A 16,121-nucleotide genomic window follows, 5' to 3' on the forward strand; every position below is an offset into this window, starting at 1 on the left:
ATTATTCAGTTTCAATGTTCTTTTTATACCTATTTCTTCCAAGATTAAATACACCCAATCGTATTCCCAAACCAGCAGAAAATCCATTGATATTTTTAATGTAATGGGGTTCCAAGTCAATTTTATCTGAAATTCTATACCGAATCCCTGCTTCTAGTTGAACATAGCGAGAAATATTATAGAGAACATTAATTCCCGGTTCCACGACAAAAACCAGGTCATTATTGTTATTGATTAATAGCTCATTGGTACCATCTCTATCAAATACCTTATCCAAATATCCAACATACCCAAGACCAATTAAAACAGGCAAAGATAAATTGACCTTTTTTTCACTAAACAAAATAGGTTCTATATGGAAACCCCCGTATCCGCCGGCAAAATCTATATCATCCGAAAAGGTGAATTGTGTAAAATTTTGTTCGGAGTAAAAACTTGTCCATCCCAGTCCAAGAATTAGTTTGCGATCTACAACATATGCCACGTGGCTTTCAAAGGAGTATGTATTGGCATTGTCAATTTTTCCATAGAAGAAATTAACCCCAACATACACACCATGAACAACGGTTTTTCTATCATTAAATTCGAAATACGCATCTGTATCCTGTGAATTCATAGACTGCAAACAGCCTGCTAAGGCAAAAAGAAATAAAAGTCTTTTCATGGTTACTTAGGTTGTTCTTGTTATCATAGACAGTTTAAAATTGGAAAGGTTGCATATTTTAAAATTTAATTTTCTTTTAAAATGATAACACCTTTTAGACCCGTAAGAACAAACTCTCCATATGGACCTTTACCATAGGTGGCATTGATTTTTCTTATTTTTCTACTATTGTTTATAATATCTGTATGGATATCTGTAAAGCTTTTAGGAATGCGCAGTAGACCTTGTTCCAAAGTTGCATTAAAGATGAGGGATTGTCCTGAGATACTAATATTAAACTCAGAAGACTCTTGATCAATGTATATTTTAGAGTCTGGCTTAGTGATAGCCGATACCCAAAAATCAGCTACTTTGGTTTTAATATCTATTTCCTCTCCAAGGGTATTTATATGTATTTTGGTAAAGTCTAAGTCTCCATGGATGCTTTTTACTTCATCAATATTTATTTCATCCTTACTGGACTCAATTTCCAAAGATGAAATGGCGCCTATTTCCATGGTGGTGCCAGAACTGGTAAGCTGTAATTGTTTGGACCCTTCCAAATCCAATTCACCATTCTTTATGGTAATGTTTCCATAAGTGATCGTCTTGGCATTCAATTTTCCAAACGTTATATTTATGTGGGCATTTGTAAGGTCGTCATTGATCCAAAAATCACCATGTTCTATATTAGTCTTTAATTTCCCCTGCCAATCACTAATAATTACATCCCCAAACTTGTTCGTAATGTTCATTTCTGCATTATTGGGCAAATAAATTGTGTAATTAATTTTAATATTGCTCTTGTCCAAATCAAACGGATTTACCTTGCTAAAATACCTGGCAAAGAATCCAGAGCTGCCTTGGTGTATTTCTGTGGTTAAGTCCACTAAATCCTTTGTTACTTTGGTAGTAACATCTATCCGGTCCAAAAGGTCTTTTGCATTTTCCTTTTTTTTGTGTGTGACTTCTACATCTATGGTCAGTCTTACGGAACTTCTGTCCCAACCATTAATGATTACATCCCCATATTTATTGTTAAGGTGCAGTTCACCACTATTGGTTAATCCATAGCTCTTCTCAATTTTTTTAGATACCGTTTCCTGTCCAAATGATATCGACCTTATCATTATAAAAGCCAGTATTACCCATATTTTCCTATAAAATATATCCGTTCCCATCTTCAATATTTTTTGAATTATTTATTCTCTCCAGTAACTTCTCTATCAATTCTATCCTTTTTTTGTAGTTGTTTACAATAGCTGCCAAAACAAGTTCATTGTCCAGGTTCTCTTTCATTTCTATGCGTAGTTCCTTGTATTCCGTATCCAATTCATCCATAAAGGATAAAAATTCATCTTTGTCTTCTTGGGAAAGCTTTGTGTTTAATTTTACCAATTGTACCTGTTGTGTTACCATACTTGAGTAGTACATATCTATTTCCTCCAATTCTTGGTTCACTATATCATTTTGCCCAGGATTAATACCACCGTTCATAAAAAAGCTGATGACCGAAAATAGACCCAATACAATAAAAATACTTGCCGCCACTTTCATGATAGGGGATTTCCAAAGTTTAAAAACTTTAGGTGCTGGTTTTTTGTCCAGCTCTTGCTCTATGTTGGACCAAAGCTTTTTTCTATCTGCTTTGTGCTCATTAAAAGAGTCTTTGTTCTCTGCTATATATTTTTCAAAATTGTCCATTACAATTCTTTTATCATTTCAATCAATTTCTTCTTTGCCCTGTGGTATTGGGATTTTGATGTAGATACTGTAATATTCATAATATCAGAAATCTCCACATGGTCATACCCTTCAATCAAATACAGGTTTATTATCTGTTTATATCCCAAGGGCAATTGTTCTATCACTTTTTTAATTTTCTTAATGTCATAGTCCGTTTCCTTTTCCTCAACAGTTTCATCGTTTAAATGAAATTCATGGTCATCAATTGCCGTTATGGGCACTCGTTTCAATTTTAAATGATTAATGCTTTTATTGATTACTATCCGCTTTAACCAAGAGCCAAAAGTGCTTTCATATCTAAAAGAGGAGAGATTTTTAAAGGCTTCCACAAAGCTGTCCTGTACTACATCTTCTGCATCTTCCTTGGTGCGCAACATCCGCATGCTAACATTGTACATGGCATCTACATAGAGTTCGTACAGCTGGTACTGTGAACTTCTATCCCCGGACTTGCCTTTTTCAACAAGGTCTTTATGAGTAAATAGAATATTTGTTTCCAATTAATTTTTAGGTCGATGTTAGCGCTACGCTCCTATATTTTTGCTCCTCCTACTAGTAAGAGACAAGAAAAAAAATGAAGGGTTGCATACAGGCTGAATATTTTTTTATTTAACTGACGATCAATAGTCTCATTAGTTACAGTCTAAACGGTTTTATTGTAATTTAATTAGGAACTATTAAATAGAGGCGCCTGCTACGTTAAGTTTTAACTAAAACTGCTACGAATAAATGTAATTGTTTTAATTTTATGGGTATGTTGAAGCAAATTCGCAAAGGCTTTCGGTTTTTCAACTATGAGGCCCCGGACCAAACTCCTTTTGAAAAACTCTTTGAGATTTTTCAGGAACTCATTACACATACCTCTGGGGATGTGGATGAGGCTCTGGATTGGTTGCGAGAGCTGGACAAGGAATATGAACTGACCGATGATGACTATACCATAGATGATTTTATAGAAGATTTAAAATCCAAAGGGTATCTACGGGAAGAATTTGAAGATGGTGGGGGTGAAGGCGAAGGTGAAGAAGGGAAAGGCGGAAACCTTTCTATTACTGCCAAGATGGAGCGGCTCATTCGCCAACGTGCCTTGGAGAAGATTTTTGGAAAACTAAAGCGCAGTGGTGCTGGAAACCATAAAACAGGAAAATCGGGCAGGGGAGATGAGCACACCGGGGAGTTTAGGGAATACCGGTATGGAGATGCTTTAGAGCGAATCTCTATGACTGAAAGCCTTAAAAATGCCCAGATAAATCACGGATTGGGCAATTTTTCCCTGAGTGAAGAGGATTTGGTGGTGGAGGATACCCAATACAAGGCCCAAATGAGCACGGTGTTGATGATAGATATTAGCCATAGTATGATTCTTTATGGTGAAGACCGAATTACGCCCGCTAAAAAGGTGGCCATGGCCTTGGCGGAATTGATTACCACTCGTTATCCCAAGGATACCTTGGATATTTTGGTGTTTGGTAATGATGCTTGGCCTATTCCAATAAAAGATTTACCTTATTTAAAAGTGGGGCCGTACCACACCAATACGGTGGCAGGTCTACAATTGGCAATGGATATGCTCCGTAGAAAACGGAACACCAACAAGCAGATTTTTATGATTACCGATGGCAAGCCCAGTTGTTTGCGTTTACCCGACGGCACCTATTATAAAAATAGTGTAGGGCTGGATGAGCATATTGTTGAAAAATGTTATGCCATGGCGCAGCAGGCCAGGAAACTCCATATTCCCATTACTACTTTTATGATTGCCCAAGACCCCTATTTAATGCGGTTTGTAAAGGAATTTACCCAAGCCAATAAAGGAAAGGCGTTTTACACAGGCCTTAAAGGGTTGGGAGAAATGATTTTTGAGGATTACGAGACCAATAGAAGAAAAAGATTAAAATAAGTTAATGTCATGTTGAGCAGTCTATACCGAGCAGAGTCTAAGTAGAGTCGAGACGTAATTGACGATAAACTATTAGTAGATTTTAGTTATATATGAAAGAACACAACAATATAAAAACACTGGGCGACCTTAAAAAAGCCAATTACGAGAGTAAAAGTATAAAAGATGAATTGCGTTATAATCTCCGTAATAAAATCCAACAAAAGGAAGAAATTTTTAATGGAGTTTGGGGCTATGAAAACTCAGTAATTCCAGAGCTGGAAAGGGCCATTCTCTCTCGCCATAATATTAATTTGTTGGGATTGCGTGGTCAGGCAAAAACGCGTTTGGCAAGGCTTATGGTGAATTTATTGGATGAATACATTCCCGTCGTTGAGGGGTCAGAAATCAATGATGACCCATTAAAACCCATGTCCAGATATGCAGTGGAACTTATAAAAGAAAAAGGGGACAAAACCCCCATTAGTTGGCTGCACAGGGACGACCGTTTTTTTGAAAAATTGGCAACGCCAGATGTTACAGTGGCCGACTTAATTGGTGATGTGGACCCCATAAAAGCAGCTAATTTAAAATTGTCCTATGCAGATGACCGCGTCATCCATTTTGGAATGATACCCCGTGCCAACCGATGTATTTTTGTAATCAATGAATTGCCCGATCTACAGGCACGTATCCAGGTTTCCCTGTTTAATATTTTACAGGAAGGCGATATACAGATTCGCGGGTTTAAATTGCGTTTGCCCTTGGACCTACAATTTATATTTACTGCCAACCCAGAGGATTATACCAATAGGGGAAGTATTGTAACCCCTTTAAAAGATAGGATTGGTTCACAGATTTTGACCCATTACCCAGAAGATATAGAAACCGCTCGTAGAATTACCGAACAAGAGGCCCAATTGGACGAACGCCAAAGCTCTTTGGTCCATGTGCCCGATTTTGCCAAGGATTTGTTGGAACAAATTAGTTTTGAGGCCCGTACCAGTGAGTATGTAGATGCCAAAAGTGGTGTGAGTGCCCGTATGAGCATTACGGCTTTTGAAAATTTATTGAGCACGGCAGAACGCAGAGCCTTGTTGAGCGATGAAAAGGCAACAACCATTAGGTTGAGCGATTTTATGGGATTGGTGCCCTCTATTACGGGTAAAATAGAATTGGTCTATGAAGGAGAGCAGGAGGGAGCAGGGGCCGTTGCCGAAACTTTAATAGATGATGCCATTAAAACCTTGTTCCCAAAATACTTTCCTAGTATTGCAAAATTGGAACGTAAAGATGCGCCCAGCCCGTATGATGAATTGATTAGTTGGTTTTTTGAAAGCCAGGGGTTTGAGCTTTTGGATGATGCTACCGATGCCGAATACAAAAAGCTGTTGGACAGCATTCCTCCGCTAAACCAATTGATAAAAGAATACCAGCCCAACATTGGTAAAACAGATGTCTATTTTCTTAAAGAACTCTTGTTATGGGGCTTGGTCTCCCATAAAAAATTGAGTAAGCATAGGTTTACAAAGGGCTACCAGTTTAAAGATATGTATGGGAGTTTTATTAGTAAGCTGTAAATTAAGCATTGAAGAGGGAGGTTTCGTTATCGGTCTGGGCTGTGATTTCGTTATGGAATCATCCGCAGGATTATTCCGCCCAAATCCAGCCGTTTGATTTATACTTTTATTTTGGTGTGGCACAAAACCACAATGAATTATAGCCATTGTAAGCCTTTCATTATTTATTCAATGGACTTTTGATTATTTCCTCACACTCCATATTTCATGGATTGGTTCTCCTTTACTCGACAAACCTGAGTGTTCCCATTTACCATCAATAAGTTCATAATTGAATTTTAAGCTACGTCCTGCTTTGGAATCGTCTCTTGAAAAGAATTCGATGTTCTCGGTATATTTGCCATTTAAAGTGGTGTATGTGCCTCCTCCAGATCCCATAAATTGTTTTGTTGCCGTATTGTAAGCTATCCATTGAAATCGAGTTCCTGATAAAATTTTCATAGTTTTTCTTGGTCTACTTGTATCACGTAATTGGGTTTTCCCTTCTCTAATTCTGCCAGACATTAACCATGCTCCTTGTAATTTTCCAGGCGAACCGTTATCAATTCTTTTAAATTTCTTGTTACTTCCAACAATTTCAAGTACGTTATTATTAATAATCACTTTAAAACTTGTCTCAGTTCCCACGCGTCCAGGATTGTCTGTGTGAAACTCTACTTTTTCGGTCATAATATCTCCTTCTAAATTCCATGTGCCACCATTCGAGTGAATAAATTCCCCAGTAGTTGCATTATAGGTAGTTAACACTTGATAGCCATCTGCGAAAATAACCACACTTCTTAGTTTATCTCCATTTTCAGAAGTTGCAAAGGTTTCCCATGCACCAATTACACTTTGCGCTTTAATTCCAAATGAAAAGCAAGTACAAATAAGTAATAAAATTATTTTTTTCATGATTTCACATTTTATAATGGCTGCCATAATCAAGGCTAACGATGTAGGATATAAATCTGTTTTAATAGTTTATCTCAACCGATAACGAAGTTAGTCCTAAAAAAATTAAGAATCAATATAACCTAAGCCGTTGCTTTCCAATTGTTATCAACGGTGTGGATCTAATAATACCCTCTCATTTCGAAGGAAAGAATTGACTGAGAAATCATAATCAACAAAATTAGGTTTCTCACACTCGCTTTACTCGGTTCGAAATGACCTTTGATTAATAAGAAATTATATGCTTTCCGACGTACATTTCGTCATTTCGAAGGAGAAGATTGACTGAGAAATCTCAATCAACAAAATTAGATTTTTCACACTCGCTTTGCTCGGTTCGAAATGACTGGCAATAAGTCATTCCGACATGAGAAGTGGAACTTTGATTGAGGAATCTAAACTTAAAACATCAGATTTCTCGTATTCACTCGAAATGACCTTTGATTAATAAGAAACTATATGCTTTCCGACGTACATTTCGTCATTTCGAAGGAGAAGATTGACTGAGAAATCTCAATCAACAAAATTAGATTTTTCACACTCGCTTTGCTCGGTTCAAAATGACTGGCATCAATGGGGATTGTAGTATTTTGTTTAGGGTAGCCAAGATATTTATGGGTACACATTCATTATCTGGTTGGTAGCGTACAAAGCCCTTAGGAACGAACAAAGATGAAATGGGCAGAACACGATTCCATATCCCCGTCATTGTCAAAGTCGTATTCCCCGGTATCGGCGCCCCCATTCAAGGATAGGGTTGTTCCGTCAAAAGTTTCGCCGTAGGTATCCCATTCATCAGGGTCATCATCCCAGACAATTGCAAAGTAGAATGTTTTCTGCCATTCTTCCCAGAACATCTCTCCACTTACAGTATAAGCATTCCGATCTACCGGATCTATTGTAAGGGTAAAGCGGCCATTGGATTGTACGGACATACTGGCTGTTCCTCCGTTCTCGACCACATCTACGGAGAGGGTGTTTACACTAAATTGGGCTTTGGTGGCCTCCCAGTCCCCAGCAAGTTCGCTGATTGGGAACCTACCCTCTTTGGTTAGTACATATTGGCCATCATCATCCGAACTACAGGAAAAAGTCAAAGAAATCAACGAAATCAAAAAGACATATGTGAACGTTTTCATGATAATAGATTATGGAAGAAGGGAGCATATTCCTTTCTAATTACGCCAATAAATGTATAGAGATTTTCTACTGTGGACTATGATATTAATCAGTTTACGGGGATTATGGTGTGCTCAAAGCCTGAAAAGAAGTTGATTTTGCATTCAATATCAATCATTTGGTCTCTATAACATTCTGTCATTCCGACATGGGGAGAAAATCGACGATTGAGGAATCTAACCTAATAAACTCACTTTATCATTTCGCTGGAGTATCGACTAAGAAATCTCAACATACACTATTGGATTTCTCACACTCCCCACCTTTGGTTCTAAATGGTTATAAGCACAAAAGCCATTGTTTTGCGGCTTTTGTTTTAAAGACATATTTTTTCTAAATCTGGGAAAGGTCTGTACGCATAATAGTGTAAAACTTCCTCCAAAGCCAGTTTAAGTGCTTTGTTTACAGGTACTATTAGGTTCCCCAAGTGAAAATCTATTTGATTTAATTGCATGTAATAATGGGTAAATATAGGAACAGGCAGCCCTTTTGTAATTGCTTGGGAAGTGGAATTATAGTTGTACGTCTGGTTTTCTTTTATGATTTTACAAGTAGCCAATCTTAATTTTCCGTATTTATCCGTATTGGCGGCAAAACCAAATAACCTACATATTAAACCCCTGTACTTATAACTACCACAGCGACCCTGATTAATTATGGATAAGGGTTTGTAGATCAAACAGGCTGGGCTGTTGGTTTTATTAAGGGTACTGAGCATTTTTTCTGCCCCCCCGTTTAAAAACAAGTGAAAGGCCCATGGTAAAAATTCTAAGGGAGACGCTTCTATATTCGGGGATGCACAACATTTTCCACAACCCGAAACACAACCCATTCCCGATGATTTTTGAAACTGAGCGCTTTCTTGCTCCAATTGATAAAAAAGTTTTTCTACCAATTGCACTCTTTGCTCTATGGACATTATTTTTTACCGAAGGTAGACTTATTAAAGTTCTGTGCTTTAATTTATTACCAAAAAGAAATAATTATTTAATTTGTGAGCTAACTCTGGAAATCTTTCCGTAGCAATTCAGCCATTTCAAAGGATTCTTTCGACCCCGATCAAGACTGGAAAATCTCAACCTACAACATTAGATTTCTCATATTCGCTTCCCTTCATTCGAAAGCACCATCAATAAGTAATTCCGACATGAGAAGTGAAATTGCGATTGAGGAATCCCAATAAAAAGTAATGGATTTCCCAAACTCCCTGCACTCGGTTCGCAATGATTTATGTTATTACTTAATTCGTTTCCCTTGTGTTGCAAAAGACAACCCTTGTTGTCCCATAGTGGAATTCATGATTCCTTCAAACAAAGGCTCTGGACAGTCTTTTGGAGTTTTCCACTCGAATATAAAGTTAGATCCCGTTCCACCAGATATATCAATTTCATCAATAACAATTTCTGTTGTTTCCATTGGTGCCAAAAAAATAGGGTGGTCAAAATAATTGGTAACAGACTTACCATGGGTGTCGTAATATTCTGCCTTTACAATATAAATAGTATCCAAATCGCTCGTATTCCTTAGACTTACCATTACCGTTAAGTTATGGGTCTTATGCTCGGAAAGACTATATATCTGTGAGTAAATGGAAAGGTACGATTTTCCATATACCAATGAATCCTTGGTGCTAATATCTGCAATCCTTTTTGACCAGTTTTCGAGATTTATGGAACTGGCTTCCGTTTTATCCTCGCAGCTCAAAATAAGAAGTGTAACTAGTAGAAGTAAATAGGCCTTTTTCATCTTAATACCAAGTTTTTGAATGTGCATAACGAAGTTAACCACAAAAAAAATAAGAACCAATGTCTCTAAAGAAGTAGTTATGTTTATTTCCGGCTATTTTATAATCCGTTCTTGGACCAGTCCATTTTTAATTACGGTGTTCACAGTAAGAGTGTTAGCGATGGATTCCAATGGGTTTTTATCCAATAACACCATATTGGCCACTTTCCCAACTTCAATTGAGCCAAATTGATCTTCTACTCCCATCATTTTTGCAGCATTCAACGTCCCCATTTTAATAATATCCAAAGGAGATATTCCACCCATTTCCAAAAGCTGCATTTCTTCATGTAAACTATACCCAGGAAAGTTAAAATCGTTTCCCGTATCCGTTCCCAAGACCATATTGATGCCCATTTCATGTAGAAATTGAATATCCTCTGCCTGAGGGGAAATAAAACTGGACAAACTAGTTCCCCCTAGTCCATATTCCTCTTGGAGAGCTTTAAGGTACATATTAGACCTTTCGATAAACTTTGGGGTTAATTCATTAACAAACTGTTGGTACTCGGGAAGCATATCTTCTGCTTTGAACCATTCTGGATGTAAGGGATATAGAAAAGACTTATCTATCATTAAGGTAGTCACCCAAAAAGGATCCCCTTCCTTAATTTTATTTATTAGGTGCAATTGATCAGTATCTTGTAGGTTAAGTTTTACTCCCGTATAATGGAGAAAGTTTTGAACTCCAGCGTTGATTGCCATTTCCAATTCTATATTGTCACTCACATGGGCAAAAACCTCCAAACCATGTTTAGAAGCTTCCTTTACTGTTTTATCTATAAAATGTTGGGGCATTCGCTCTACAAAGGGTGGGCCTGGTCCATCCTCAATAGTCAGTTTTATTCCAGCTATAGGATATTGTACTACCTGCTGTACAAGTCTTTCAATTTGAAGTGTATCCCTTAGATAATGAATAGTTTCTCCATCTCGCCAATTACTATTTGTATAGGTTTTGGAAGGATGGCGACCTTCCATTGTAAAATGTTGACTGGTATGAAACACATAGGGAGCCGGAACAGTATCTTGTTCACCACGTTCCCGCATGGCCGAATAATATTCATTTGTACAGGTGGATCCTCCCGGAACTAAAATAGATGTAACACCATAGTGGATGAATCTTGGAAAATCCCTATTAAAATCATTGGTATGCGCATGACAATCAAACAACCCGGGAATCATGAATTTACCGGTACCATCTATTTTTTTGAGGAACTTAATTTTCGATATTGAATCAACAACCGCTATTTTACCGTCTTTTATACCAATGGTAACAGCCTTTTTCATTGGGGTTCCTGTACCATCAATAAGGTTAACATTGGATACCACTATGTCATAGGTATTGGAGGGGTCCTTACACCCAGATAAATAGAATATTGTTATAAAAAGAAAAATGTATTTCATATCCTTATTTATAACAACCACGACCCAAAAAAGGTTCCTAAACTACATTTCAGTGGTTGAAACTTTTGTCTTATACAACAAAAATAATCATAAATATTAAAAAGCTACGAATCAATTAATTACATTATTACTAAGTTATTAACTCTTACAAACATATTTCTTATATCAGCTTAAATTGGTAGGAAATAACTGGTAATATAAAAATCCCATGAGAGGTATGAAAAAACAATAGAGCAATATCCATCCAAAATTAAATCTCACACACCCTTACTTATTTCAAAATGGTTTTTTCTAATCAGCTAATTTCAATAATAAATATGAAAACATCAATGCATTGGCTTTAGCACTTTGCTCATTGGTAGAAGAACCCGCATGACCACCTTCTATATTCTCATAATAATAAATTGGATTGCCCATTTCAATCATTTTGGCAACCATTTTTCTTGCATGCCCGGGATGAACACGGTCATCGCGGGTAGAAGTATAGAAGAAAACTTCTGGGTACGATACTCCTTCTTTCAAATTATGGTAAGGAGAATATTTTTTTAAGTATTCCCATTCTTCAGGAACATCAGGATTACCAAATTCTCCCATCCAACTAGCACCGGCAAGCAGTTTGTTATAACGCTGCATATCCAAGAGGGGAACCTGGCAAACCACGGCATTATACAATTCTGGCTTTTGCGTAAAGGCAGTTCCTACCAATAGTCCACCATTGCTACCACCCATAATCCCTAAATGTTTTGGAGATGTTACTTTTTTAGCAATAAGATCTTCAGCAACCGCATGAAAATCATCAAAAACGTTTTGTCTTTTTTCCTTTAATCCTGCTTGGTGCCATTTTGGACCATATTCACCGCCACCACGAATATTGGCTAAAATAAAAACTCCGCCATTTTCCAGCCATACTGAACCAAATGTGCCAGAGTAAAAAGGATTAGAAGATATTTCAAACCCACCATAGGCATAGAGCAAAGTTGGATTGGTACCATCATATTTCATGTCCTTGGAAGTAACCAAGAAATAGGGTACTAGCGTTCCATCTTTTGATTTTACTTTAATTTGGTCAACTTTATACTTGGTACCATCAAAATAGGCTTTGAGAGATTTTAATGATTGGAAAGTTCCATCATCTGCGTTTGCTAAAAATAGGGTTGATGGAGTTAAAAAGTTTTCGAATTCAAAAAAGTATTGGTCAGATAATTCATCTGTATCAATAATTGAAATAGTCCCGAACTCTGGAGCATTCACTTTGGTATTTTTCCATTTTTCATCATCAAAAGAATAGATATATAATTCTCCTTTTACATTATTCAATAAATTAATCAGCAATTTACTTTTGGTCACGGAGATACTGGATACACTGGAAAATTCATCTGGTTCCAATATCAATTGTATGTTTTTCTTTCCTACCAATAAATCAGTGAAATTTAGGCTGATGACAGAACCTTGCTTATACTTTTTTCCTTCAACTGTCCAATCCGATTTTAATTCAGTAATAAGTTGATTCTTAAGAATTCCACTATTTACAGCATCATCAGGAATTTCCAAAACAATAGGCTTATTATTAATTAAAACAATTGTTTCATTAGAAAACATTGTTTTATAACGATTGACTATTTGATAGCTTATTGGACCATCTCTCAAAATACCACTGAAACTTCCTACGTCTGTAGTTGATCCTTCATAAACAAGTTCAGCGTCTTTTAATGAAGTACCTCGTTTCAAAAGCTTAACTTGTCTTGGATAACCAGAAGTGGTCATCGTATTTTCTCCAAAATCAGAAGTTACGATGAGTGTATTTCCATCCAGATAGGTTGCCCCGCCTTTGGATTCTGGGATATAAAAACCGTTTTCAACAAACGATTTTGTTTCTACATCAAACTCCCTAGTTACTGTTGCATCTGCACCTCCGTTTGATAAACTAATTAGAAACCTATTATAGTTGGGGTATAGGCCTTGGGCCCCTTTATAAACCCATTTAATATTACCTTCAGCAGACATTTCATCCAAATCCAATAGGGTGTCCCAAGTAGGATTACCATCTATATAGGCGTCTTTTGCAGATCGTCTCCATATACCTCTAATGTGGTCTTTGTCCTTCCAAAAATTATAAACATAGGTACCATAAACTTTGGGATAGGCAATTTTATCCGTGGAATTGGATATTTCCAGAGATTTATCATATATGTTTTGATATTCTTTTACTTTACTTAATTTATCTAAAGTAATATTGTTTTGTTCTGTTACAAACTCAAGAGACCTTGGACTCTCTATTTCTTCCAACCATAAATAAGGATCTTCTTGGGCAGTTATGGATAAACATGAAATAAAGATTCCTAAAGAAGCTAAAAATATGTTTTTCATGGTTTATGGCTATTTTGGTTAGTACTTTTTTCTTTAAGAATTGTTACTAAAATTACATGAGCATGATTAAAATAGAAACCCTACCGTAACATTGGAAAAGCTAATATAGTAAAGCTGGTTATTAATAGGTTAAAAACTTTACTGTTAAAAGTAGTTGTTTTTGACATACTATCAATTAACTCAATTCATTAAACACAAAAACCCCTCAAAAGAGGGGCTTTTGCTTTCATAGCAATCTTTCCCATTTACGGGTTTTTGTCATTTCGAAGAAGCCTTTTGACTATGCGCAAGACCGAGAAATCTTTAGATATCCCATGTACATTCGATATGACAAAGCGTTTAATTTTTTAATAGGCAGGCAGGTTAAAAATAAAGGAACTGCCCTCTTTGGGTTTGCTCAATACCGTTATTGTGGTTTCATGTAGATCCATTATTTTTTTAACAATGGCCAACCCAAGTCCATAACCTTGTTTTTTGGAATTCTTGTTCACTTGTTTGTATCTATCAAAAATATAAGGTTGTTCACTCAATGGAATTCCAGTACCTGTATCTGCAATACAGATTTCAATATTCTTATTTTTTTTATTTAAGGACATGGTTACCTTGCCTTTAGGAGCTGTATATTTTAATGCGTTTTCAATTAAGTTTTGCAATGCACGCTCTACTAAGCTAACATCGGCATATACCATGCAGTTTTCCTCTGGATTGTTAAGTTCTAAAGTAATTTCTTTCTTATCTGCAATGACCTTGAATTTTGCAATAAGATCATGGGACAGCTCTGTAATGGAAAAAGGCTCTTTTACTGGAGTTACCTGTTCTGCTTCTAATTTGGAATATTCAAACAACTGATTGATCTGGCCAGAAAGCTTGTCCACATTGTCATTGGTAATCTGTAAATATTCTTGTTTTTCTGCTTCTGTAAGAGTATCCTTTTTAATCTGCAAGGTTTCTATATACCCTTTCATGATTGCCAACGGTGTTCGCAAGTCATGGGATACATTGGCAATAAGCTCCCTACGTAGCGTGTCCACAGATTGCATTTTATCTATGTTCCCCGTAATTGTGTCCGCCATTTCATTAAAAGATTTGGCAAATACTTCTATATCCGATTTTTCAGGATTTTCAATTCGGGCTGTTAAATCTCCCTCTTGGAACTTACGCACTGTTTTGGTCATAAGTCTTAAGTTTTTGGTCAAGAACCAAATACTTAAAATTCCTAATAAGGCAGCAAAAAACATGGTGAGCAATGTGGCACCAATACCCAATTTCACAAAGTACTGGGCCAGCATGTTTTGGCTTATCATTTGAAATTCTTCCCCCGCTAAAATAATATAGATGAACCCCTTTTTACCATTAATATCAAAAGGTGCCGCAGAAAATATTCGTTGTTCTCCGGGATTTCTTGGGTCATCCCCTAAAATATAATTCTCGCCTTCATCCGCTATAAAAGATTGTATAGGAGTTAGGGAAACTTTTTCTGCCGCTTCATTTTCACTGGGACTAAGTACTACAGAATATTGTATTTCCCCATCATTTCCCAATAGATACACCTCAATACCACGGTTTACGGCCATCATATCGTGCATTAAATCCCCAAACAACTCTTTATTTATACTACCATCTTCTAAAAAAGGAGATGCATTTTGGAATTTTTCTTCAATTAAATGATTGGCTACCTTGGCATTAAGTTTTTGAGTCGTTGCCTGATTATATTTATTGGCAAAATAGCCGGTAATAAATATATACGATGCCCCCATTAAAACAATGATCAATATAAAAACCAGCCATAGTTTCTTTGTAAGGCTAGGGGTGAGGGTTCTTTCTGTTTTGCTCATGCTACCATATCTTCATTAAACTTATAGCCAACTCCCCAAGTGGTCAATACATAATTTGGGTTGGCCATATCCGATTCTATTTTGGCACGTAACCTATTGATATGAGAGTTTACCGTATGTTCATACCCTTCAAAATTATAGCCCCAAATCATGTTCAACAATTCTGTTCTGGAATAATTTCTACCAGGATTACTTGCCATAAGAACCAAAAGCTCAAACTCTTTGGGAGAAAGCTCTATTTTTTTATTGTTCACTAAAACTTTACGTTTTTCTACATCAATCAAAAGATTCTCAAAAGTGAGAGCGGAAGAATTGCCTTCATCTATTTGCTGTTTACCAGTTCTACGCATTACTGCCTTTATTCTTGCCAACAGTTCCCGTATGCTAAAAGGTTTGGTAATGTAATCATCCGCACCAATTTCTAGGCCAAGTACCCTGTCTATTTCTTCTGACTTGGCCGTTAGCATAATTACGGGTGTATTTTTCTTAGTACGCAATTGTTTACAGACTTCCACTCCGTCCATAATGGGCAAGGTTAAATCCAGTATAATTAGGTCATACTCCTTTTCCAAAGCCATATTAAGACCAGTTTCACCATCAGTTGCGACGGAAGTGGTATAAATATGGCCTGTTAAATGAATTTCCAAGAGTTTAATAATTTCCTGGTCGTCCTCTATAATCAATATTTGCTTCATAACTAATCTGTATACAAAGAGAATTAAAAAGTATCACATAACTATCACATAGGAATATAACGATGGTTAACCGTC

General features: G+C 36.6%; 14 protein-coding genes. 2 read left to right on the forward strand and 12 right to left on the reverse strand.

All coding sequences use genetic code 11. From position 1 onward, the window contains the following. Nucleotide 1: 1 nt before the first annotated feature. The 4 genes from GGR42_RS01270 to GGR42_RS01285 all read right to left on the reverse strand — a co-directional run bounded on the left by GGR42_RS01270 (nucleotide 2) and on the right by GGR42_RS01285 (nucleotide 2,889). Nucleotides 2-664, reverse strand: coding sequence for a hypothetical protein (locus GGR42_RS01270; RefSeq protein WP_167960063.1), 663 nt, complete (start codon nucleotides 662-664; stop codon nucleotides 2-4). Nucleotides 665-729: 65 nt separating this feature from the next. Continuing rightward, entirely contained in the window at nucleotides 730-1,773 is a 1,044-nt protein-coding gene (locus tag GGR42_RS01275) for a hypothetical protein (protein WP_209023909.1), read from the reverse strand. Nucleotides 1,774-1,801: 28 nt separating this feature from the next. Then, nucleotides 1,802-2,347 carry a hypothetical protein gene (locus GGR42_RS01280; protein WP_167960067.1) on the reverse strand — a complete coding sequence of 182 codons (546 nt, stop codon included), beginning with the start codon at nucleotides 2,345-2,347 and terminating at the stop codon, nucleotides 1,802-1,804. Continuing rightward, nucleotides 2,347-2,889: an RNA polymerase sigma factor gene (locus GGR42_RS01285; protein WP_245201368.1), complete on the reverse strand. Its 543-nt coding sequence runs from the start codon at nucleotides 2,887-2,889 to the stop codon at nucleotides 2,347-2,349. The genes GGR42_RS01280 and GGR42_RS01285 overlap by 1 nt, the downstream gene beginning before the upstream one ends. A gap of 254 nt (nucleotides 2,890-3,143) precedes the next feature. Between GGR42_RS01285 and GGR42_RS01290 the strand changes: the two genes are divergently transcribed. Both GGR42_RS01290 and GGR42_RS01295 read left to right on the forward strand, forming a co-directional pair. Then, complete coding sequence (locus tag GGR42_RS01290; RefSeq protein WP_167960069.1) at nucleotides 3,144-4,289, forward strand: vWA domain-containing protein; 1,146 nt, start codon at nucleotides 3,144-3,146, stop codon at nucleotides 4,287-4,289. A 92-nt stretch (nucleotides 4,290-4,381) separates the two neighbouring features. After that, nucleotides 4,382-5,848: an AAA family ATPase gene (locus tag GGR42_RS01295; protein WP_167960071.1), complete on the forward strand. Its 1,467-nt coding sequence runs from the start codon at nucleotides 4,382-4,384 to the stop codon at nucleotides 5,846-5,848. A gap of 183 nt (nucleotides 5,849-6,031) precedes the next feature. On the opposite strand, the gene GGR42_RS01300 is transcribed toward GGR42_RS01295, so the two are convergent. The 8 genes from GGR42_RS01300 to GGR42_RS01335 form a co-directional block, all read right to left on the reverse strand. Continuing rightward, on the reverse strand, nucleotides 6,032-6,742 hold the full coding sequence (locus GGR42_RS01300) for a membrane or secreted protein (protein WP_167960073.1): 711 nt from the start codon (nucleotides 6,740-6,742) through the stop codon (nucleotides 6,032-6,034). 695 nt (nucleotides 6,743-7,437) lie between these two features. Continuing rightward, complete coding sequence (locus GGR42_RS01305) at nucleotides 7,438-7,920, reverse strand: hypothetical protein (RefSeq protein ID WP_167960075.1); 483 nt, start codon at nucleotides 7,918-7,920, stop codon at nucleotides 7,438-7,440. A 356-nt stretch (nucleotides 7,921-8,276) separates the two neighbouring features. Then, entirely contained in the window at nucleotides 8,277-8,879 is a 603-nt protein-coding gene (locus GGR42_RS01310; protein WP_167960077.1) for a YkgJ family cysteine cluster protein, read from the reverse strand. Nucleotides 8,880-9,196: 317 nt separating this feature from the next. Continuing rightward, complete coding sequence (locus GGR42_RS01315; protein WP_167960079.1) at nucleotides 9,197-9,706, reverse strand: DUF3124 domain-containing protein; 510 nt, start codon at nucleotides 9,704-9,706, stop codon at nucleotides 9,197-9,199. 93 nt (nucleotides 9,707-9,799) lie between these two features. Beyond that, a complete protein-coding gene (locus GGR42_RS01320) occupies nucleotides 9,800-11,149 on the reverse strand; it encodes an amidohydrolase family protein (RefSeq protein WP_167960081.1) in 1,350 nt (449 codons plus the stop codon). Between the two features lie 291 nt (nucleotides 11,150-11,440). Beyond that, on the reverse strand, nucleotides 11,441-13,516 hold the full coding sequence (locus tag GGR42_RS01325) for a prolyl oligopeptidase family serine peptidase (protein ID WP_167960083.1): 2,076 nt from the start codon (nucleotides 13,514-13,516) through the stop codon (nucleotides 11,441-11,443). Between the two features lie 347 nt (nucleotides 13,517-13,863). Continuing rightward, nucleotides 13,864-15,351 carry a sensor histidine kinase gene (locus GGR42_RS01330; protein ID WP_167960085.1) on the reverse strand — a complete coding sequence of 496 codons (1,488 nt, stop codon included), beginning with the start codon at nucleotides 15,349-15,351 and terminating at the stop codon, nucleotides 13,864-13,866. Beyond that, the gene (locus GGR42_RS01335) at nucleotides 15,348-16,046 is read right to left on the reverse strand and encodes a response regulator transcription factor (protein WP_167960087.1); all 699 of its coding nucleotides are present in this window, start codon (nucleotides 16,044-16,046) and stop codon (nucleotides 15,348-15,350) included. Before GGR42_RS01335 ends, GGR42_RS01330 begins: the two co-directional genes overlap by 4 nt. Nucleotides 16,047-16,121 lie beyond the last annotated feature (75 nt).

The organism is Saonia flava, from assembly GCF_011927795.1.
Taxonomy (GTDB): domain Bacteria; phylum Bacteroidota; class Bacteroidia; order Flavobacteriales; family Flavobacteriaceae; genus Saonia; species Saonia flava.

What these genes read in the sequence shown, in the direction of transcription:
- GGR42_RS01270 (WP_167960063.1), bottom strand. Translation starts at nt 664, where the DNA reads ATGAAAAGACTTTTATTTCTTTTTGCCTTAGCAGGCTGTTTGCAGTCT.
- GGR42_RS01275 (WP_209023909.1), bottom strand. Translation starts at nt 1,773, where the DNA reads ATGATAAGGTCGATATCATTTGGACAGGAAACGGTATCTAAAAAAATT.
- GGR42_RS01280 (WP_167960067.1), bottom strand. Translation starts at nt 2,347, where the DNA reads ATGGACAATTTTGAAAAATATATAGCAGAGAACAAAGACTCTTTTAAT.
- GGR42_RS01290 (WP_167960069.1), top strand. Translation starts at nt 3,144, where the DNA reads ATGTTGAAGCAAATTCGCAAAGGCTTTCGGTTTTTCAACTATGAGGCC.
- GGR42_RS01295 (WP_167960071.1), top strand. Translation starts at nt 4,382, where the DNA reads ATGAAAGAACACAACAATATAAAAACACTGGGCGACCTTAAAAAAGCC.
- GGR42_RS01300 (WP_167960073.1), bottom strand. Translation starts at nt 6,742, where the DNA reads ATGAAAAAAATAATTTTATTACTTATTTGTACTTGCTTTTCATTTGGA.
- GGR42_RS01305 (WP_167960075.1), bottom strand. Translation starts at nt 7,920, where the DNA reads ATGAAAACGTTCACATATGTCTTTTTGATTTCGTTGATTTCTTTGACT.
- GGR42_RS01310 (WP_167960077.1), bottom strand. Translation starts at nt 8,879, where the DNA reads ATGTCCATAGAGCAAAGAGTGCAATTGGTAGAAAAACTTTTTTATCAA.
- GGR42_RS01315 (WP_167960079.1), bottom strand. Translation starts at nt 9,706, where the DNA reads ATGAAAAAGGCCTATTTACTTCTACTAGTTACACTTCTTATTTTGAGC.
- GGR42_RS01320 (WP_167960081.1), bottom strand. Translation starts at nt 11,149, where the DNA reads ATGAAATACATTTTTCTTTTTATAACAATATTCTATTTATCTGGGTGT.
- GGR42_RS01325 (WP_167960083.1), bottom strand. Translation starts at nt 13,516, where the DNA reads ATGAAAAACATATTTTTAGCTTCTTTAGGAATCTTTATTTCATGTTTA.
- GGR42_RS01330 (WP_167960085.1), bottom strand. Translation starts at nt 15,351, where the DNA reads ATGAGCAAAACAGAAAGAACCCTCACCCCTAGCCTTACAAAGAAACTA.
- GGR42_RS01335 (WP_167960087.1), bottom strand. Translation starts at nt 16,046, where the DNA reads ATGAAGCAAATATTGATTATAGAGGACGACCAGGAAATTATTAAACTC.